Here is a 19,746-nt window from a genome sequence, read left to right on the forward strand (position 1 = left end):
CCAACATGTCCAGGGTTGTCGCCGTGATCGCCGTGGTGAGCCTGCTGCTCACCGGATGCGTGTCACGACAGGATGTCTCGGGTGCCCAGCAGGCGCCGGAGACGGTGCCGCTGTCCGACCTCGCCGGCCTGACGCTTCAGGTCGGCGATCAGAAGGGCGGCACCGAATCGCTGCTGCGCGCCGCGGGTGCGCTCGACGGCCTGCCGTATCAGATCGCGTTCTCGACATTCACCTCCGGCCCGCCGCAGATCGAGGCGGCGACGGCGGGAAAGATCGACTTCGCGATCACCGGCAACACCCCGCCGATCTTCGGGGCGGCCTCGGGCGCGAAGGTCAAGGTGGTCGCCGCCTACGACGGCGGCGAAAACGGCGATCAGGTTCTGGTGCACCAGGATTCGCCGATCACGTCGATCGCCGCCCTGCGCGGCAAGCGGATCGCGGTCGGTAAGGGGAGTTCCGCGCACGGCCATATCCTCGCCCAGCTCGAGAACGCTGGACTCACCCCCGACGACGTCACGTTGATCTTCCTGCAGCCCGCCGACGCGCTGTCCGCGTTCACCCAGCGCCAGGCCGACGCGTGGGCGATCTGGGATCCTTACACCGCCCAGACCGCTGCGCAGCTGCCGGTGCGCTCCATCGGGCAGGCTCGCGACGTCACCAACGGCTACTGGTTCGGTGTGGCCTCGGATCGGGCGCTGGCCGATCCGAAGCGCAACACCGCGCTGGCCGACCTGCTGGTCCGGTTCGAGAAGGCGGCGAGGTGGGCCGAGGAGCATCCCGACCGGTGGGCCGCGAGTTACGCCAAGGCCGTCGGGCTGAGCCCCGAGGTGGCCCGGGTCTCCCAGTCGCGCAGCCTGCGGTTGCCGACCGAGCTGGACGACTAGGTGGTGGCCTCAGAGCAGAAGATCGCCGAGTTGTTCGCCGAGTCAGGCCAGATCGCCTCTCCCGCACCTGATTTCAGCAAGTGGGTGGATCGCAGATTCAACGACACGCTGCGGCCGCTATTGATCTCGACCAATTAGGAATTCATGCCTTCCGCGAAATTCTTCTGGTTCCTGCCCACCAACGGTGACAGTCGTTCCATCGTCGGGGCCTCACACGCGTCGGCGCACCACACCGTGCCCGCCGGCTACCGGGCACCCAGCCGGCGCTACCTCGCCGAGGTGGCGCGGGCCGCCGACCGGCTCGGCTACGAAGGCGTGCTGACCCCGACCGGCACCTGGTGCGAAGACGCCTGGCTCACCGCGTCGGCACTGCTCGCCGAGACCGAACGCCTGAAGTTCCTCGTCGCGTTCCGCCCCGGCCTGGTGCCGCCCACGCTGGCCGCCCAGCAGACGGCCACGCTGCAGCGCTACTCCGAGGGCCGGGTGCTGCTCAACATCGTCAGCGGTGGAGACGATCTGGAGCAGCGCCGCTTCGGGGACTGGCTCGACCACGACCAGCGCTACGCGCGTACCGGGGAGTTCCTGCACATCGTGAACGCGATCTGGCGGCAGCAGTCGCTGGACTACAAGGGCTCCCATTACGAGGTGGCTGACGCGCGGGTATCGGCGCCACCGGATCCGTTGCCGCAGATCTACTTCGGCGGCTCATCGCCTGCGGCGCTGCCCATTGCCGCCGAATACGTCGACGTCTACCTCACCTGGGGTGAACCGCCGCAGGCCGCGGCGGCCAAGATCGCGCAGGTGCGCGAGCTGGCCGGGCAGCGGGGGCGCCGCGTGCGCTTCGGCATCAGGCTGCACACCATCAGCCGCGACACCTCCGAGGCGGCGTGGGCGGTCGCCGACGAACTGCTCGCGCAACTGAACCCCGATCAGATCGCGAAGGCCACGGCGCTGCACGCGAGGTCCGAATCCGAGGGGCAGCGCCGGATGACCGCACTGCACGGCGGCCGGATCGACCAGCTCGAGATCTACCCGAACCTGTGGGCGGGCGTCGGTCTGGTGCGCGGCGGCGCGGGCACGGCGCTGGTGGGATCCCACGAGGAGGTGGCCAACCTGATCCTCGAGTACCACTCTCTCGGTTTCGACGAGTTCATCCTGTCGGGCTACCCGCACCTGGAGGAGGCGTACTGGTTCGCCGAGGGCGTGCTGCCGATCCTCAGGCGCAAAGGGGTCGCCTGACCCCCGACGTCTGGTATCTCTTCTGGCGTGGACGAATGGTTCGAGCGCAGTCCGTTCGTCGGGTTCGTGCCCTGGATCGTCTATTGGGTGGTGGCCGACGGGCCGAGCACCTGGATGTTCGGGGCGATCTGCGCGGTCATCGCGACGCTGATCCTCGGTGTCTCGGCCGGCTTCGCCGGGGTGCGGCTGCTCGACATCGTGACCGTCGTGTTCTTCACCGGTGTGACGATCGCGGGCCTGATCCTCGGCGCCCAGGATCGCGACTGGATGGACAGCTACGCCACCACGCTGTCCAGCGGGGTGCTGGCCGCGATGGCACTGGGCTCACTCGCATTCGAACCGTTCACGGCGCAGTACGCGCCGGCGTCGGCGCCCCGCCAGGAGTGGGAGGAGTTCGCGTTCCCGCGCACCAACCTGGTGCTGACGCTGATGTGGGCGCTGGTGTTCGCGCTGATCGCGGTGCTGGGCTACGTGGCGGCCACCTCACCGTCGACGGTCCACTGGACCAAAGCTGTCATCCCCGTCGTGGTGATCGTCGGCGCGTTCGGCATGACGCAGGCCTATCCCAAACGGGCCCGCGAGAAGGCCCGACCGGAGGCCACGTAGCCGCCGTCAGCAGCGGAACGCGGCCCCCACACCCGCCGGCGGCTCGGCCGGCTGCAGGCAACCGAACGGCACCATCCCGTCCGCGCTGATCCGCACCGCAGCCCGGTGGGCGTAGTTCACGCAGTAGAGGCCCGCGTCGTCGCTGCGGCACCGGTCGTCGCCGAAAGCCAGGGACTGGCCGGCGGGCAGTTCGGGGCCTGATCCGTTGACGAACGGGCCGGGATCTCCGCGCAGCGCGCCTACCCGCACCTCGGTGCCGGGGAACTCGACCCAGCCCGGCTTCCACACCCCTTCGGCGTCGGGTGGGGGCGGTGGCGGGGAGGTGAGGTCCAGCAGGCAGGTCAGGCCGCCCGCGGCGGTGAGGCACTGCGTGGTTCCCACCGGCGCCCCCGACGGCGCGGTGAACGCGATGTCCTCACCCAAGCGGGTGGTGACCCCGTCACGGAACGTGACGTGAAAGGCGCCGGCATCGGCGGCAGCGCCGTCCTCGATGAACCGGATGACGTCGTCGATGGACGCGCCACTGCCCGGCGCCGCAGCGGCCGGCGGGCTCGACGGAGCGGCTGCGGTGCTGGTCGTGGCCTCGGGGCGCGGTGCGGCGGGAGACGACGACTCCGCCTGCCCGCCCACCGACTGCGAGCAGCCGGCCAGGAGGGTCGCCACTGCGATCAGGCCGGCAACACGCACCCGCCCAGGCTAGCCGCCCGACACGGGTCGGTCCGCGAGGCGGGGCGGGCGCGGGTTCGCTACCGTCGGGAGGATGCATGAGCACACCGTGCGGGTGAAGACCGCATCCGGCGTCGTCGAGGGCTTCACCCGCGACGGCGTCCACCGCTGGCGGTCCATCCCGTACGCCAAGCCGCCGGTGGGTGCGCTGCGCTACCGGGCGCCGCAACCGGTGCGGCCCTGGTCCGGGGTGCGGCACTGCCACGGATTCGGGTACTGCGCGCCGCAGCAGCGGATGTACACGATCCTGCGGCCCGGCAAGTATCAGCCCATGAGCGAGGACTGCCTGACGCTCAACGTCGTCGCGCCGGCCCGGCCGCAGGCCAAGCGGTTGCCGGTGATGGTGTTCATCCACGGCGGCGGCTACATGCTGGGCAGTTCGGCCACGCCGATCTACGACGGCGCATCGCTGGCCCGCAAGGGATGCGTCTACATCTCGGTGAACTATCGTCTCGGGCCGCTGGGGTGTCTCGAGCTGTCGTCGCTGTCCACGACCGACACCCCGATCGACGACAACCTCTTCCTGCGTGACCTCGTCATGGCGTTGCGCTGGGTGCGCGAGAACGCCGAAGCGTTCGGCGGCGATCCGGACAACGTGACGATCTTCGGCGAGAGCGCGGGCGCGCACGCCGTGGGCACCTTGCTGGCCACTCCGGACGCCGACGGCCTGTTCGCCCGGGCGATCGCGCAGAGCCCCAGCAGCGGGATGACGCGCGGCGCCGACATCGCGGAGCAGTACGCGCAGCGGTTCGCCCGCCAACTCGGGACCGGTGGCCGCGGCGCGGCCGAGGTGCTGATGCGGACCCGTCCCGCCGATCTGGTGAACGCGATGGAGCACCTGATCCTCGAAGGTCAACGAGACATGTTGGGCGCCTTCGCCATCGGTCCCACCTACGGCACCGAGTACCTGCCGCTGGATCCGGTCGAGGCCATGCGCACCGGCAGCGCGTACCGCATGCCGCTCATCGTCGGCACGAACGCCGACGAGGGCCGGTTGTTCACCCGCTTCCTCAAACTGCTGCCGACCACCGAGACCGCCATCGAGCGGTTGTTCTCGCAGGCCGAACCGGGTGAGCGGGAGCGTATCCTGGCGGCGTATCCGGGCTACCCGAACTCCGCGGCGTGCGTGCGGCTCGGCGGCGATTTCATCTTCGGCTCGGCGATGTGGCAGATCGCCGAGGCGCACAGCCGGCATGCGCCCACCCACGTGTACCGCTACGACTACGCGACCCGGGCGTTGCACCTGACCGGTCTGGGCGCGACGCACGCCATGGAGTTGCTCGCGGTCTTCGACGTCTATCGCTCGCGGTTCGGCAGGCTGCTCGCCGCCGGCGTCGACGCCCGCACCGCCGGAAAGGTCAGCGACGACGTCCAGTCGCGATGGCTGGCGTTCGCCTCGCAGGGCGTGCCCGGCGAGGACTGGCCGCGCTACGACCACGACGAGCGGCCGGTGATGGTGCTCGACCGGCGCCGCCGGGTGGAGTACGACCCGCACGCGGAGCGCCGACAGGCGTGGGAGACGTTCTCCCTCGCCTCGCGATGACGGTCACCGACTTGGGGTGACGGGTGGTCGTCAAATCCGTCCTGCTGTTCGTCCTGGCCGCATTCCTCGAGATCGGGGGAGCCTGGCTGGTGTGGCAGGGAATCCGGGAGCACCGCGGGTGGCTGTGGATGGGCGCCGGTGTGATCGCCTTGGGCGCATACGGTTTCGTCGCCGCATTCCAACCCCGACGCGCACTTCGGCAGGGTGCTGGCGGCCTACGGCGGCGTGTTCATCGCCGGTTCGCTGCTGTGGGGCATGGCCGCCGACGGGTTCCGGCCCGACCGCTGGGACGTCGCGGGCGCGCTGGTGGCTCTGGTGGGAGTGGCGCTGATCATGTACGGGCCGCGGTGAGCGCTCACCCCAGATGCGCGCTGTCGTCGTCGAGGTCGTCACGGCGCAGTCCCATCGGCGTCCCTGCGGGGAGGTCGCCCGCGGCGATCACCGCGCGGGTGATCGGGGTCAGCGCCCGGAACAGGGCCTCGACCTCGCCGTCGTCGAGGGCGTCGAGCGCCGGCAGGGCCAGTGCGTCGGTGGTGTCTTCGACGCGCTGTTTGACGGTGCGGCCCTCGTCGGTGAGTGCGCCGTCGGCTCCGAGCAGTCCCCGCCGGCGCAACGCGTCGACGTGCAGCGCCCACTGCGCGTCGTCGTAGTCGCGGCTTCGTTTGATCATCTCCTCGGGCACCCGGCCCGCTGCGGCGTGCAGCACGTTGCATTCGCGGCCCGAAAGTCCCTCGGCGGTCAGCACGGCGACGTGGCCGTCGCCACGGTGTTCGCGCAGCAGCGTCGCGGCGTGCCACAGCCGGGCCAACGGTTCCGACGGCCACGGCAGTGACCGGTTGGCGGCGTAGAGCGCCCGTCCGCTGACGTCGGCGACGCTCGCGGCGCGGGCGGCCAGGTCGGCGGCCGCGGCCGCGGCGGCGTCGGTGACACCGGCGCGGCGCAGCGCCGCCACGGCCGACTGTTCCCGGGCGCGCAGCGCCTCGGCCGGCGCGGCGACGTCCCAGGCCGCGGGCAGCGCTTTGGCCACCCGTTCGGGGGCGAAGTTGTAGAACAGCGCGGTCACCACCTCGGCGGGCACAGGGCCCAAAGGTGCGGAGCGGGCGGCGAAATAGCCCATCCAGAACCCGCGGAAACCGAGGCTGTCGAGGGCGGCCCTGGCCTCCGGGGCGAAGTAGGTGACGGCGTGCACGGGTTCGATCCGGTCGAAGAGCCGGCGGGCCAGCGTGACCGGCCGGTGGCGTTGTCTGTCCACACCGGCAGTCAACCACCCCGCCCTCGCGGGTCTGCTAACGTCCCCAGCACCTGGGGTCGGGGTGACGGGGAAGCGGATGGGGACACTGATCAGTTCGGTCGCCGGACTGGCAGTCGTCTGTGCGGCGCTGACGTCCTGCAGTTCGCCGGTGAGTTCCGATGCGGTTCCTGCCGTCGCCCCCGACGATCTGCAGGCCGACATCGCGCAGCGGTTGGCCGCCGCGGGGGAGAAGCCTCAGTCGGTCACCTGCAAGGATCCTCTGGTCGGCGAGGTCGGCCAGTCGGCGCGCTGCGACGTGGTGCTCAGCGCGACCAACAGCTTCGAACCGATCGTCACCGTCACCGACATCGACGGCGGGTCGATCGTCTACGAGATGATCCCGGCGCTGTCGCGGCAACAGCTGGAACAGGCGGTGACGCGTCTCGTGGCCGACGCCGGATCGGCCCCGGACACCGTGTCGTGTCCTTCGGGCCTGCTCGGCCGCCCGGGTGCGGCGGCCCAGTGCGACGTCACCGCGGAGGGCGCCACTCTGCGGCGCACCGCGGAGGTGACCGTCGTCGACGGACTGACCATGAACTTCGATCTCGTGCCGCTGCTGACCAAGGCCGAGCTCGAGAGCTCGCTGCTCGACGAACTCGCCACCCATCTGGGGAGACGGCCGGACTCCGCGGTGTGCGGGGGCAACCTCGAAGGCCGGGTCGGCAACAGCGTGGACTGCACGGTGAAAGCCGGCCCGGAAAGCGCCGAACTGACACTCACGGTGACCACCGTCGACGGAACGAAGATCGACTACACCTACGCGCCGCGTCGGTGAACCGGTCAATCGCCCTCTGCCACCGCCGAAGCCGCTTCGTCGATGATGGCCCGCATCGCGCGCTCGGCGGCATCCTCGTCGCCCAGCCGGATGGCGCGGGCGACCTCGTCGTGCAGCGCGATGGCCGCCGGGTTCGGCTTGTCGGGCATCATGCCGTGGTGCGTGCGGCCTGAGAGAACCTCGGCCACCACGTCGTTGAGGGCCCGGAACATCTCGTTACCGCTGGCCTCCAGTAGAGTTCGATGAAAGATCTTGTCCGCCAACAGATATGACTCAAGATCACCGGATCGTCCGTGCACCACCATGTCCGAGACGGCGGCCGCCAGAATCCGGCACTGGTGCGGGTCGGCGCGGCGCGCGGCGAGTGCGGCGGCGGCCGGCTCGAAACCGCGGCGCAGCTCGGACAGCGACGCGAGTTGCGCCGCGCGGTCGTCGGAATCCAGCCGCCAGCGAATCAGCCTGGGATCGAAGACATTCCATTTGTGCGACGGCTGGATGGTGATGCCGACGCGACGGCGGGAGGCCGCCATGCCCATCGATTCGAGAACGCGGATCGCCTCCCGCGCCACGCTGCGCGACACCCGGTGGCGCGCACTGACCCCGTCCAGCGTGATGACCTGCCCCTCGGGGTACTCCCCGGACACGATCGCGATGCCCAGCGAGGTCAGCACACTGTCGTGCAGTGCTCCGCTGGACGTCTCCGAGGTCACGCAAACATCTTGTCATACGGTATGCCCGTAATGATTGAGTAGAAGAATATCGACATCTACTTGCAATGATATGACTTTTTATGCAGTCGAGCGAAGAGCGCCAACGTGTCGACGCCGGCTTGTGCTGATCAAGGAGTTCTTCGGGATGAGCGTCGGCCAGACCATCAAGAGCTGGTCGGTGATGAAGACCATCCTGTCGGTGACGGGCTGGTGCTGGTGCTGCTGCTCGGGATCTTCATCTGATCCCGGGCGCGGTCAGGCCTTGACGACCTGTGTGCCGCCGGCGAGCTCGTCGTGCTTGCCCTGCTTGGTGGGGCTGCTGTTGATGGTCACAGCGATCACGACGATCGCGACGACGCCGAGCAGCCCGCCGATGAACGGGATGATCGGCAGCAGCGTCCACGAGTTGCGGATGGCGGACTGGGCGGCGGTGGGTTTGGCCGCCCCGCCCGGGCCGTGGACGCTCAACCCGAGGATCTTCTTCCCGGGGGTCCATCCTTGGGTCACCTCGAAGGCCACGTAGTAGGCGAAGCTCAGTGCACCGGTGAACAGTCCGGTGATCCAGACGTTCGACGCGGCCCCGATGACGTAGACGATGATGCCACCGACGATGCCGACGATCAGACCGTCGATGATCCGGGCGCCGAATCGCAGCCCCAGACTGCCCGGTTGCACCCCTCCGCCTGGCGGCGGATAGCCGCCCGAGTACCCGTACTGGCCCGACTGAGGTGGGTAATCGCTGGTCATGGGTGCACTCTTTCTCGCGGCGGCTGCGATGCGAGCTCACCGTACCCATGAGCGGGTCGGGTGAGCAGAGTTTCACCCGGGACGACGGGAAATCGGCGCGCTCAGCTCCAGCGCTTGCGCCGCTTCTTGGCCTCCGAGCCGGCGGTGTCGGCAAGATCGGCGGCCCGGGCGCGGGCCAGCTCGGCCGACCGCAGTGCGCGCTCGCGGGCGGCCTCGGCCAGTTCGGGTGCGCGGTCGCGAGCCACGTCGGCGAACTCCTCACCGCGCTGACGTGCGACGACGGCAAGCTCCCCGCCGCGCTCGCGGGCGATCTCGGCGAGCTCCTCGCCGCGCTGACGTGCGACGACGGCCAGCTTTCCGCCGCGCTCGCTCGCCACCTCGGCGAGTTCGCCGCCGCGCTCGCGTGCAATGTGGGCCAGTTCGCGGCCGCGCTCGGCGCCGACGTGCAGGCCGTGGCCGACCTTCTCGGCGAATTCGCTGTCGGCCAGTGAACCGCCCGCGGCCGCTCCTACCGGCAGGGCGGCGGTGACGGCCTCGGAAACCCTGTGGGCCGCGCGCCGGCCGCGCCAGCCCAGCGACGGCTTGCCCTCGGTGTCCACGGCGGCGATGATCAGGCCGCCGATCAGGCTGATGTCGGTCACGAACGCGCGCCGCTCGTCGGCCTTCCGCTGCGGGTCGGATTGGTTCCAGAAGTTGTGCCCGCCCAGCGAGCCCGGCACCACGGTCAGCGCGAGGGCCGCCGAGGCCACCCGCGGGAGCTTGCCGGTCGCGAGCAGCAGTCCGCCGCCGATCTGCACGGCCGCGTTGACACGCGCCACCGTCTCGGCGTTCGACGGCACGTTGGTGCCGACGGGGTCGGGCAGCTTGCTGAGGCCCTCGAGGGTGTTCCGGGTGGCATCGGCGGCGGGTTTCGGGCTGCGCAGAGCCTCGATCCCGCGGGAGATGAACACGGCGGACAGCATGGGGCGCGCGACACGACGGATCAACATGCCGGGTATGTTCCCACGCTCCAGAGGGGCCAAACCAGATGTCGGCGGTGTCGTCATCGCGCGGTCACCGGCCGGCGAGCAGCACCTCGGAAAGGTGCGTCGTGGTCGCCGCCCCGTCGTCGTAACCGCCGGCGGAACCGAGGTCGTTCATCACCGCGAGCGTGTAGCGCTGCTGCGGGCCGGCGAATCCCACGCTGTTGGTCACCCAGCCGCTGTCCTCGAGCGACCATCCGTCCTTGTTGCCCGGCGCCAGCCGCGGTCCCGCTCCCCACACGCCCCACTGCTGGTTGGGCGCGACGCGTTGCAACGCGCCGACGACGTCCGCGGTGTCGGCCGGGTCGAGAGCGGTGAGCGTGAAGGTCATCAACCGGTCCAGGTCCTCGGGGGTGGCTTTCTGGAATCCCCAGTAGGGATACACGGAGCTGTATCCGGGCTGTGGCCGGAAGCCGGTCAGGCCCAGCACGGTGAAATCGGCGTTGAAGGTCCGGTGGTCGGCGCCCCCGTAGCGGCTCCACAGCGTATCGGCGGCCGTGTCGTCGGAGGAGTGCAGCATCGCGGCCATCAACTGCCGGTCGGCCGCGGTGAGAGCGATCGCGCCGCTGCGGTTCCTCACGAGCAGGTCGTCCACCATCGCCAGCTTGATCGTCGACGCCGTCCACACCGGATCGGCGGCGTGGGCGTTGCGATGGACGTATCCGGTCTGCCGGTCCCGCAGCACGTAACCGACCGTGCCGGGGCGTTCGGCGAGGTAGGCGTCGGCGAGCGCGACACGTCGGTCCAGGTCGCAGTCGCTGTCGGCGGCGCACGCCGCGGAGGCCGGGGCGGCGCCGATCAGCGGCGTTGCCGCGATCAGCACCGAGGCCAGTGCGGTCCGCCATCTCGTCGGGGTCATCGAGGGTAGCTTCGCAGGCGTGCCACTCGTTGCGGGAATCGACTCCTCCACCCAGTCGTGCAAGCTCGTGATCTGCGATGCCGACACCGGTGAGCCGGTGCGGTCGGCGTCGAGTCCGCATCCGGGCGGCACCGAGGTCGCGCCGGCCCACTGGTGGGACGCGTTGACCGCGACGATCGAGAAGGCCGGCGGCATCTCCGACGTGGCGGCCGTCTCGGTGGGTGCCCAGCAGCACGGCATGGTGTGTCTGGACTCCTCGGGCCGGGTGGTCCGCGATGCGCTGCTGTGGAACGACACCCGGTCCGCCGGGGCGGCCGAGGATCTGGTCGGCGAGCTCGGCGGGCCGGCCGCATGGGCCGACCGGACCGGCGTCGTCCCGGTCGCCGCGATCACGGCGACGAAACTGCGGTGGCTGGCCGACCACGAGCCGGAGCACGCCGACGCCACCGCGGCCGTGTGCCTGCCCCACGACTGGCTGACGTGGCGGCTGTCCGGCTCCACCGACATCGCGGAGCTGACCACCGACCGCAGTGACGCCAGCGGCACCGGCTACTACTCGGCGGCGTCCGACCGCTACGACCACGAGCTGTTGGAGCTGGCGTTGCGCGGGCGCCGCCCGGTGCTGCCGACTGTCGTGGCGCCGGCCGGATCGCAGTCGCAGACGCCGCACGGTGCGCTGCTGGGCGCCGGCGCCGGGGACAACGCGGCGGCGGCGCTCGGCCTCGGCGCCGGTCCAGGTGACTGCGTCGTGTCGCTGGGCACCTCGGGCGTGGTCAGCGCCGTCGGGTCCGCGGCGCCGCGGGACCCCGACGGCATCGTCGCCGGATTCGCCGACGCGACAGGGCGACAACTCCCGCTGGTGTGCACGCTCAACGGGGCGCCGGTGCTCGCTGCCGTCGCGACGATGCTCGGTGTCGACTTCGACGAGTTCGACCGTCTCGCCCTGAAGGCGTCCGCCGGCGCGGAGGGGTTGGTGCTCGTCCCGTATTTCGACGGCGAGCGGTCACCCAACCTGCCCGACGCGGCCGGCGCCCTGCACGGCGTCACGACGCGAAACCTCAACTCCGCCAACATCGCCCGGGCTGCCGTGGAGGGTCTGTTGGCTTCCATGGCCTACTGCATCGACAAGATCCGCGCGCACGGGGTGGAGGTGGACCGGATCATCCTCGTCGGCGGCGGTGCGCGCTCGGATGCCGTGCGTCAGGTGGCCCCGGCCGTCCTCGGCGCGCCCGTGCACGTTCCGGCCCCCGCCGAGTACGTCGCACTCGGGGCGGCCCGGCAGGCGGCGTGGGCCCTTTCGGGCGCGGATGGTCCGCCGGACTGGTCGCTGGCCAGCACCACCGTCTACGAGGGCACGCCGACTCCCGAGGTGCTCGACCGGTACCGGGCCGCGCAGGACCTGACCTTGCGGTGAAGCTGCGCCCGGGTCAGGTCTGCGGGTGGGACGCGACGTCCGGTCGCGGCCACCGCGGCCGGGGCAGCGGCTCGCCGGGCGGTGGCCTCAGGCGCTCCAGCACGGCCCGCAGCGGCGGCCAGTCGGCCCGGCCGGCCCGGGTGACGGCGTACGCGGTCAGCACCACGTCGGGATCGGTCAGGGGGAGCACCGTCACCCCTGGCGCGGTCGGACGCGCGATCGGCAGCAGTCCCACGCCGAACCCGGCGACGATCAGATCCTCCACCAGATCGAGGCTGTCGATCTGGTGCGCGATCCGCGGGGAGAATCCCGACAGCGACGCCAGCGTCCGAACCGCGTCCTCGTCGGCGGTGTTGCGGGAGTTGACGATCCACGTCTGGTCGGCATAGTCCCCGATCCGGACGGTGTCCTGGGCCGTGATCGACGGGACACCCAGCCCCCAGCGGATCGACCACAGAGGCACGGTGTCGAGCATCGCCCCGGGTGAGGCGGGAGCGAGGTTGTAGTCGTAGGTCAGCGCAAGGTCCAGATCGTCGGCGGTCAGCAGCTCGAACGCCTCGATCGGTTCGTATTCACTGATCACGAAGTCGACGTTCGGGAACCGGGTGCGCAGATCGGCGACGATCGGCAGCAGTGACACCCGGATGCCGGTCGCGAAGCCGCCCACCCGGACGGTTCCCGCGGGGTCGGCGTCGGCGTCCAGGTCGACCCGGGCGCGTTCCACCGCGGCGAGGATCGTGACGGCGTGGTCGGCCAGGCGCCGGCCGGCCGGCGTGAGCCGCACGCGCCGGCCCTCGGGCTCGATCAGCTGCGCCCCGGTCTCGCGGGCCAGTGCCGCGATCTGTGCGGACACCGTCGAGGTGGTGAGGTGGTGTTCCTCGGCGACCGCGCGCATCGACCCCAGGCGGGACAGGGCCAGCAGCAGCTGCAGCCGACGGATGTCCATCTCTGCGATTCTGCCCGCCGTCGTAGGGTTGGGTGGTGGACATGCTGCTCGGTATCGACATGGGAACGGGGAGCACCAAGGGCGTCCTCGTCGATACGGCCGGCACGGTGGTCGCCTCGGAGACGATCAGCCACGCGATGAACCTGCCCCGGCCGGGATGGGCCGAGGTCGACGCCGACGCGGTGTGGTGGCGCGAGGTGTGCGCGATCAGCACGGCACTGACCGCCAAGCTGCCCGCCAACGCGAGGCTGGCCGGGATGTGCGTGAGCGGAGTGGGGCCGTGCCTGGTGCTCTGCGACGCAGATCTTCGGCCGCTGCGGCCGGCGATCCTGTACGGCATCGACACCCGAGCGCACGTCGAGATCGCCTCGCTGACCGAGGAATTCGGCCAGGATGCGATCCTCGACCGGGCCGGCACCCTGCTGTCGAGTCAGGCCGTCGGGCCCAAGATCGAATGGGTGCGCAACCACGAGCCGGAGACGTTCGCGGCCGCGGCGGGGTGGTACGGCTCCAACTCCTACATCGCCGCGAAGCTCACCGGCGAGTACGTGATGGACCACCACACGGCGAGCCAGTGCGATCCGCTGTACGCCACCCGGGAGTTCGCATGGAACCGGGAGTGGGCCGAGCGGATCTGCGGCCCGCTTCCGCTGCCCGACCTGGTGTGGCCCAGCGACATCGTCGGCCGGGTGACACCCGCAGCGGCCCGCGAGACCGGCCTGCCGGTGGGACTGCCGGTCGCCGCCGGCACCGTCGACGCGTATTCGGAGGCCTTCTCGGTGGGAGTGCGCCGCCCCGGCGACCAGATGCTGATGTACGGCTCGACCATGTTCCTGGTCCAGGTGATCGACGAGTACCACAGCGATCCGGCGCTGTGGACCACCGCGGGCGTGGATCCGCAGACGCTCGCGCTGGCCGCAGGCACGTCGACAGCCGGAACGATGATCAACTGGCTGCAATCGGTCACCGGGCGACCGTCTTTCGACGACCTGACGGCCGAGGCGCTCGATGTGCCCGCGGGCAGCGAAGGCCTGCTGATGCTGCCCTATCTGGCGGGGGAGCGCACCCCGGTGTTCGACCCGAAGGCGCGCGGGGTGCTCGCCGGGCTGACGTTGCGGCACGGCAGGGGGCACCTGTTCCGCGCGGCGTACGAGGGCATCGCGTTCGGGATCCGGCAGATCCTGGACAGATTCGACGACGCACACGCCGCCACCCGCACCGTCGCCGTGGGAGGCGGGCTGAAGAGCCCGGTGTGGGCGCAGGCGATCAGCGATGTGACGGGCCGTTCGCAACTGGTGCCCGAGCAGGCGATCGGCGCCAGTTACGGCGACGCGCTGCTCGCAGGCATCGGCGTCGGGCTGGTGCCGCCCGACACCGACTGGGCGACGATCGCCAGGGAGATCACCCCGGACCCGCGCAACCGGGCGCTCTACGACGACCTGTTCGCCACCTGGGCGCAGGTGTACCCCGCCACCCGTGACCAGGTGCACCGGCTGGCCGCCACCGACCCCGACTGACGGGGTCAGCCCATCGTGTAGCCGCCGTCGATCGCGATGTCGGCGCCGTTGACCATGCTCGCCGCGTCGGAACACAGCCACACCACCGCGTCGGACACTTCGTGCGGAACGGCGAAGCGGCCCAATGGGATTCGGGCCAGCATCGGTGCCGCCTTGGCCTCCTCGCCCCACACCCGCTGCCCCATCTCGGTCAGCACCACCGTCGGGCAGACCGAGTTGGCCCGGATGCCGTGCGGACCGAGCTCGCGCGCCAGCACCTTGGTCGCCATCACCAGGCCGGCCTTGGACGCGCAGTATGCGTAGTGGTCGGGCAGCGGGGCGAGCGCCGCCGCGGAGGCGACCGTGACGATGGACCCACCGGTGCCCTGCTCGACCATCAACGCTCCGATCTGCGCGGCGAGCAGTGCCGGCGCGCGCAGGTTGACCGCGATGGTGGCGTCGAAGTTCTGCGGGGTGGTGCCGACCACCGACTCGGGCAGCGAGATGCCGGCGTTGTTGACCAGGATGTCGAGTCCGCCGAATGCCTCCGACGCCATGCGGGTCAGGGCGGCGGGACCGTCGTGCTGGGCGAGGTCGACTGCGGCCGAACGGACCTCGACACCGTACTCGTCACTGAGGACGCGCCCGGAGCGGGTCAGCTCGGCGTCGTCGCGGCCGCTGAGCACCAGGTCGGCGCCCGCGGCGGCGAACGCACGGGCGATGTCGGCGCCGATGCCCTTGCCTGCGCCGGTGATCAGCGCCCGCTTGCCGTCGAGTCGCAGCACCCCGGCATATCGCTGCTCGGCCACTGTGGTCACGAAACCTCCTGTGTTGCATCTGCGTCGCTGGCCGCCAGCAGTGCCTCGGCGGTGCCGGGGTCGGTGACCAGCCGGTTGAAGTAGCCGCCGCGGGCGCCGGCGGTGATGGAGTCGATCTTGTCCCTGCCCACCGCGACGGCGATGGTGACCGGAATGTGTCGCAGATTCTCCAGCTCCAGTGCGATCAGCCGTTCTGCCCCGTCGAACTGCACCGGGTTGCCGTCGCGGTCATAGAAGCGTGAACACACGTCACCGACCGCGGCGCGCAGAGAGGTCGATCCGGTCGGCACGAACTGGGGGATGTCGGAGCGGGTCAGCGGCGGGGCGCCCACCCCCATCAGCGCGCACCGGGCGTGCGGCCACTGATGCACCACCCGCTGGATGCTCGGGTCATCGAGCAGCGACTGGTACAGAGCGGGGCCCGGAAGTGCCGGTGCGAAAAGGTAATTGGCGCGGCCGCCGACGCGATTGGCGACCAGTCGGGTGATCTCGTTGGTCTGATACCACTCGTAGGGCTGATCGTTACCGCCGACTGTGGGCGTCACCACCACTCCGGGCAGCGGGGTGAGGTCGTGCTGGGCCAGTTCGTAGACGGTGCGTCCCGACGACACCAGCAGCACGTCGCCCGGCAGCAGACCCGCCTCGCTGAGTGCACGCGCGGCGGCGGGCGCGAGCACCCGGCCCATGATGTCGACGACGCTGCGCCCCGGGCCGGGGTTCGGCAGCGGGGGAGACAGGTAGACGGTGTTCAGGTTCAGCGCGCGGGCCAGTCGGTCGGCCAGTTCGGTGGGCCCGGCATCGGCCGGGGGGACCACCTCGATACGCACGATGCCCTGGCGTTTGGCCTCGGCCAGCAGCCGGCTGACCGTTGCGCGGCTGGTGCCCAGCTGGTCGGCGATCTCGGCCTGCGTCGCGTCTTCTTCGTAGTAGAGCCGGGCGGCGGTGTAGAGCAGGGTGGGCGGGAAATGGCTGCTCTCGGGCTCGGACGCGGAGCCGTCCGGCTTCGCGGCGGAGGGGGTGGGCGCGGCCGGCCTTGGCATGGGCAAAGTATGACATCGAACGTCTGCTCTGGAAAGAAATTCACTGAACATCGGTTCTGGACAGATGTGCACAGGCTTCGCTAGTGTGACTGCGAACACAGAGGGAGGAACACGCGATGGCCGCTCAGATCCCCGAGAAGATGCAGGCAGTCGTCTGCCACGGGCCCCACGACTACCGACTGGAGGAGGTCGCGGTTCCCCAACGCGGTCCCGGTGAGGCGCTGATCAAGGTGGAGGCGGTCGGCATCTGCGCGAGCGACCTCAAGTGCTACCACGGTGCGGCCAAGTTCTGGGGCGACGAGAACCGCCCGGCGTGGGCCGAGACCATGGTGATCCCCGGCCACGAATTCGCGGGCCGGGTGGTCGATCTCGACGACGCCGCCGCGAAGCGCTGGGGCATCGCGGTCGGTGACCGGGTGGTCTCAGAGCAGATCGTGCCGTGCTGGGAATGCCGGTTCTGCAAGCGCGGCCAGTACCACATGTGTCAGCCGCACGATCTCTACGGCTTCAAGCGGCGTACGCCCGGCGCGATGGCCAGCTACATGGTGTATCCGGCAGAAGCGTTGGTGCACAAGGTGTCTGCCGACGTGGCCCCTCAGCATGCCGCGTTCGCCGAGCCGCTGTCGTGCTCGCTGCACGCCGTGGAACGCGCGCAGATCATGTTCGAAGACGTCGTGGTGGTGGCCGGTTGCGGACCCATCGGCCTCGGCATGGTGGCCGGTGCCCGCGCCAAGAACCCGATGCATGTGATCGCCCTCGACATGGCGCCCGAGAAACTCGAACTGGCCGAACACTGCGGCGCCGACATCACGATCAACATCGCCGAGCAGGACGCCGTCGCGATCGTCAAGGATCTGACCGGCGGCTACGGCGCCGACGTCTACCTCGAGGGAACCGGCCACCCGTCCGCGGTTCCGCAGGGGCTCAACCTGTTACGCAAGCTGGGCCGGTATGTGGAGTACGGCGTGTTCGGCAGCGACGTAACGGTCGACTGGAGCATCATCAGCGACGACAAAGAACTCGACGTCCTCGGCGCCCATCTGGGCCCGTACTGCTGGCCGGCGGCGATCAGGATGATCGAGTCCGGCGTGCTGCCCATGGATCAGATCTGCACCCACCAGCTTCCGCTGACCGAGTTTCAGAAGGGTCTCGACCTGGTCGCCAGCGGCAAGGAATCGGTCAAGGTCTCCCTGATCCCCGCCTGAACGAAGGACACCCGATGAGTTTCTCCCATGGCTTCTCCCATGGTCCTGGCGGGCCGCAGTTCTCGCGCAGGCAGATGCTGGCTGCGCTTGGCGTGGCCGGCGCGGCCGCGGCCAGTGTGCCGGTGCTGAGTTCGTGCGGCGTCGGCGGCAAGGCCAGCGCGCCCAACGGCGCCGACGCCGTCACGGGCGGCTTCGACTGGCGCAAGGCCGCGGGCTCGACGATCAACATCCTGCAGACCCCGCATCCGTACCAGCAGTCCTACCAGCCGCTGCTGAAGGAGTTCACCGAGTTGACGGGGATCAACGTCAACGTGGATCTGGTCCCCGAGGCCGACTACTTCACCAAGCTGAACACCGAGCTGGCCGGCGGTTCGGGCAAGCACGACGCGTTCATGCTCGGCGCCTACTTCATCTGGCAGTACGGACCGCCCGGTTGGATCGAGGATCTCGGGCCGTGGCTGCAGAACAGCTCGGCAACCAACGCGGAGTACGACTTCGAGGACATCTTCGACGGGCTGCGCACCTCCACGCGCTGGGACTTCACCCTGGGCAACCCGCTGGGCACCGGCGGGCAGTGGGCCATCCCGTGGGGGTTCGAGAACAATGTGGTGGCATACAACAAGCGGGTGTTCGACGAGAAGGGCATCAAGAAGCTGCCCGACAATCTGGACGACTTCATCCAGCTCGCCGTCGACCTCACGGACCGCTCGCAGAACCGCTACGGCATCTCCACCCGCGGCTCGAAGTCCTGGGCCACCATCCATCCCGGCTTCATGACCCAGTACACCCGCGAGGGTGCGGTCGACTACAAGTGGAACGGGTCCGAGCTGATCGCCGAGATGGACAGCGACGCCGCGATCGACTTCACCAAGAAGTGGATCCAGATGCAGCACGACGCCGGGCCGACGTCGTGGACCACCTACGACTATCCCAACGCCACCGGCGATCTCGGCGACGGCAAGGCGATGATGGTGTACGACGCCGACAGCGCCACCTACCCGAAGAACAAGCCGGGGGCGAGCAAGGAGGCCGGCAACATCGCCTGGTACGCCGGCCCCGCCGGCCCGGACGGCAACTACAAGACCAACCTGTGGACGTGGAGCTGGGCGATGAGCGCCAACTCCCGCAACAAGCTGCCCGCGTGGCTGTTCATCCAGTGGGCGACGGGCAAGGAGTCGATGAACAAGGCCGTCGAGGGCGGCAAGTACGCCGATCCGGTGCGCAAGTCGGTGTTCGACACCACGTTCAAGCGCGTTGCGGCCGACCAGTTCGGCTACCTGGAGGCGTTCGAGACCGTCATCGGCCAGTCGCGGATCCAGTTCACCCCGCAGAAGAAGTTCTTCGACACCACGCAGAACTGGGCGGTCGCGCTGCAGGACATCTACGGCGGTGAGGACGCCGCCTCACGCCTGCGCAGCCTCGCCAAGACCAACACGTCCAAGGTCAATCTCTAGGAGCTCTGGCATCGATGACCACTCAGACATCCAAGGCGACCGCAGCGTCGCCGCGGCCCGATGCCTCGGCCGGCGGGCGCAAGCTCCCCGAGGTGCCGGCGTGGCGACGCAAGCTGCGCCCCTATCTGCTGTCGATCCCCGCGCTGGTGATCGTCATCGGGATCCTGTACCCGTTCTTCGTCGGCGCGTACTACGCGTTCCTCAACTATGCGGCGGTCAACCCGGATCCGCAGTTCGTCTGGTTCCAGAACTTCGCCTCGGTGCTGGGCGACAAGGTGTTCTGGAAGAGTGTCCAGGTGACCGCGATCTTCGCGATCGCCGCCACCGCGATCGAGACGGTGCTCGGCGTCGGGCTGGCGCTGCTGCTCAACCGATCCAGCATCATCGGCAAGATCTTCGAGAAGGTGCTCATCCTGCCGCTGATGATCGCCCCGGTGATCGCCGGCGTGATCTGGAAGCTGATGTTCAACCCGCAGTTCGGCATCCTCAATCATGTTCTGGGCCTGGGTAACACGTTCGACTGGCTGTCGGCGGGCAACGCGCTGTTCTCGGTGATCCTGGTCGACATCTGGATTTTCACCCCGTTCGTCGCGATCCTGGTGCTTGCCGGGATCCGGTCGCTGCCCAAGGAGCCGTTCGAGGCGTCCGACGTCGACGGCGCGAGCTGGTTCTACATGTTCCGCAAGTTGATGCTGCCGATGCTGTGGCCCTACATCCTGGTCGCGGTGATCTTCCGGTTCATGGACAACCTGAAGGTGTTCGACCACATCTTCGTGCTGACCGCGGGAGGACCCGGCGTCGCCACCCGAACCCTGCAGATCGGCGCCTTCGAGGACTCGATCATCAACCTCGACTACTCCCGCGGCAGCACCTACATGCTGCTGCTGTGGATCATCGTGTTCATCACCGCGCGCTACCTGGTCAGCGTGCTCGGAAAAGCGCAGCGCCGCGCTGCCGGAGCGGAGTCGTAA

Annotated in this window: 18 protein-coding genes and 3 pseudogenes; 12 read left to right on the forward strand and 9 right to left on the reverse strand. The window is 69.6% G+C overall.

What is annotated here, in order from left to right; all coding sequences use genetic code 11:
• Positions 1-5 precede the first annotated feature (5 nt).
• From G6N45_RS16450 to G6N45_RS16460, 3 genes and pseudogenes are all read left to right on the forward strand, one after another.
• Positions 6-1,022, forward strand: a pseudogene (locus tag G6N45_RS16450) (ABC transporter substrate-binding protein).
• A 6-nt stretch (positions 1,023-1,028) separates the two neighbouring features.
• Positions 1,029-2,123, forward strand: a complete 1,095-nt coding sequence (locus tag G6N45_RS16455; RefSeq protein WP_163723228.1) for an LLM class flavin-dependent oxidoreductase — start codon at positions 1,029-1,031, stop codon at positions 2,121-2,123.
• Between the two features lie 27 nt (positions 2,124-2,150).
• Entirely contained in the window at positions 2,151-2,729 is a 579-nt protein-coding gene (locus G6N45_RS16460; protein ID WP_179965189.1) for a hypothetical protein, read from the forward strand.
• 6 nt (positions 2,730-2,735) lie between these two features.
• Here G6N45_RS16460 and G6N45_RS16465 read toward each other — a convergent pair whose 3' ends face one another.
• Positions 2,736-3,416, reverse strand: coding sequence for a hypothetical protein (locus tag G6N45_RS16465; RefSeq protein ID WP_163723229.1), 681 nt, complete (start codon positions 3,414-3,416; stop codon positions 2,736-2,738).
• Between the two features lie 73 nt (positions 3,417-3,489).
• On the opposite strand from G6N45_RS16465, the gene G6N45_RS16470 reads away from it, so the two are divergent.
• On the forward strand, positions 3,490-4,998 hold the full coding sequence (locus G6N45_RS16470) for a carboxylesterase/lipase family protein (RefSeq protein WP_163723230.1): 1,509 nt from the start codon (positions 3,490-3,492) through the stop codon (positions 4,996-4,998).
• Between the two features lie 23 nt (positions 4,999-5,021).
• A pseudogene (locus G6N45_RS16475) lies at positions 5,022-5,349 on the forward strand (YnfA family protein).
• A gap of 4 nt (positions 5,350-5,353) precedes the next feature.
• Here the strand turns inward: G6N45_RS16475 and G6N45_RS16480 are convergent.
• Positions 5,354-6,250, reverse strand: a complete 897-nt coding sequence (locus tag G6N45_RS16480) for an SCO6745 family protein (protein WP_163723231.1) — start codon at positions 6,248-6,250, stop codon at positions 5,354-5,356.
• A 76-nt stretch (positions 6,251-6,326) separates the two neighbouring features.
• Between G6N45_RS16480 and G6N45_RS16485 the strand changes: the two genes are divergently transcribed.
• Entirely contained in the window at positions 6,327-7,064 is a 738-nt protein-coding gene (locus tag G6N45_RS16485) for a DUF4333 domain-containing protein (protein WP_163723232.1), read from the forward strand.
• A gap of 5 nt (positions 7,065-7,069) precedes the next feature.
• On the opposite strand, the gene G6N45_RS16490 is transcribed toward G6N45_RS16485, so the two are convergent.
• Positions 7,070-7,774 (reverse strand): FadR/GntR family transcriptional regulator, encoded by a 705-nt coding sequence (locus G6N45_RS16490; RefSeq protein ID WP_163723233.1) that lies wholly within the window; start codon positions 7,772-7,774, stop codon positions 7,070-7,072.
• Positions 7,775-7,898: 124 nt separating this feature from the next.
• On the opposite strand from G6N45_RS16490, the pseudogene G6N45_RS16495 reads away from it, so the two are divergent.
• Positions 7,899-8,017 (forward strand): annotated as a pseudogene (locus G6N45_RS16495) (GntT/GntP/DsdX family permease); the annotation flags it as partial.
• A gap of 12 nt (positions 8,018-8,029) precedes the next feature.
• Here G6N45_RS16495 and G6N45_RS16500 read toward each other — a convergent pair.
• From G6N45_RS16500 to G6N45_RS16510, 3 genes are all read right to left on the reverse strand, one after another.
• On the reverse strand, positions 8,030-8,521 hold the full coding sequence (locus tag G6N45_RS16500) for an RDD family protein (RefSeq protein WP_163723234.1): 492 nt from the start codon (positions 8,519-8,521) through the stop codon (positions 8,030-8,032).
• Positions 8,522-8,622: 101 nt separating this feature from the next.
• On the reverse strand, positions 8,623-9,510 hold the full coding sequence (locus G6N45_RS16505) for a DoxX family protein (protein WP_163723235.1): 888 nt from the start codon (positions 9,508-9,510) through the stop codon (positions 8,623-8,625).
• Positions 9,511-9,574: 64 nt separating this feature from the next.
• The gene (locus G6N45_RS16510) at positions 9,575-10,402 is read right to left on the reverse strand and encodes a serine hydrolase (RefSeq protein ID WP_246228704.1); all 828 of its coding nucleotides are present in this window, start codon (positions 10,400-10,402) and stop codon (positions 9,575-9,577) included.
• Positions 10,403-10,421: 19 nt separating this feature from the next.
• Between G6N45_RS16510 and xylB the strand changes: the two genes are divergently transcribed.
• On the forward strand, positions 10,422-11,816 hold the full coding sequence (gene xylB, locus G6N45_RS16515) for a xylulokinase (protein WP_163723236.1): 1,395 nt from the start codon (positions 10,422-10,424) through the stop codon (positions 11,814-11,816).
• Positions 11,817-11,829: 13 nt separating this feature from the next.
• Here xylB and G6N45_RS16520 read toward each other — a convergent pair whose 3' ends face one another.
• Positions 11,830-12,762 carry a LysR family transcriptional regulator gene (locus G6N45_RS16520; protein WP_163723237.1) on the reverse strand — a complete coding sequence of 311 codons (933 nt, stop codon included), beginning with the start codon at positions 12,760-12,762 and terminating at the stop codon, positions 11,830-11,832.
• Positions 12,763-12,797: 35 nt separating this feature from the next.
• Between G6N45_RS16520 and G6N45_RS16525 the strand changes: the two genes are divergently transcribed.
• Complete coding sequence (locus G6N45_RS16525) at positions 12,798-14,279, forward strand: FGGY-family carbohydrate kinase (protein WP_163723238.1); 1,482 nt, start codon at positions 12,798-12,800, stop codon at positions 14,277-14,279.
• 5 nt (positions 14,280-14,284) lie between these two features.
• On the opposite strand, the gene G6N45_RS16530 is transcribed toward G6N45_RS16525, so the two are convergent.
• Positions 14,285-15,076 carry an SDR family NAD(P)-dependent oxidoreductase gene (locus G6N45_RS16530; RefSeq protein ID WP_163723239.1) on the reverse strand — a complete coding sequence of 264 codons (792 nt, stop codon included), beginning with the start codon at positions 15,074-15,076 and terminating at the stop codon, positions 14,285-14,287.
• Positions 15,073-16,116: a sugar-binding transcriptional regulator gene (locus G6N45_RS16535; RefSeq protein ID WP_163723240.1), complete on the reverse strand. Its 1,044-nt coding sequence runs from the start codon at positions 16,114-16,116 to the stop codon at positions 15,073-15,075. The genes G6N45_RS16530 and G6N45_RS16535 overlap by 4 nt, the downstream gene beginning before the upstream one ends.
• Positions 16,117-16,232: 116 nt before the next feature.
• Here G6N45_RS16535 and eltD point away from each other — a divergent pair, with 116 nt between their 5' ends.
• The 3 genes from eltD (at position 16,233) to G6N45_RS16550 (ending at position 19,746) form a co-directional block, all read left to right on the forward strand.
• Complete coding sequence (gene eltD / locus G6N45_RS16540; protein WP_163723241.1) at positions 16,233-17,321, forward strand: erythritol/L-threitol dehyrogenase; 1,089 nt, start codon at positions 16,233-16,235, stop codon at positions 17,319-17,321.
• 74 nt (positions 17,322-17,395) lie between these two features.
• A complete protein-coding gene (locus G6N45_RS16545) occupies positions 17,396-18,775 on the forward strand; it encodes an extracellular solute-binding protein (RefSeq protein ID WP_163728571.1) in 1,380 nt (459 codons plus the stop codon).
• Between the two features lie 14 nt (positions 18,776-18,789).
• A complete protein-coding gene (locus tag G6N45_RS16550) occupies positions 18,790-19,746 on the forward strand; it encodes a carbohydrate ABC transporter permease (protein WP_163723242.1) in 957 nt (318 codons plus the stop codon).

The organism is Mycolicibacterium psychrotolerans, assembly GCF_010729305.1.
In the GTDB taxonomy this organism is placed as follows: domain Bacteria; phylum Actinomycetota; class Actinomycetes; order Mycobacteriales; family Mycobacteriaceae; genus Mycobacterium; species Mycobacterium psychrotolerans.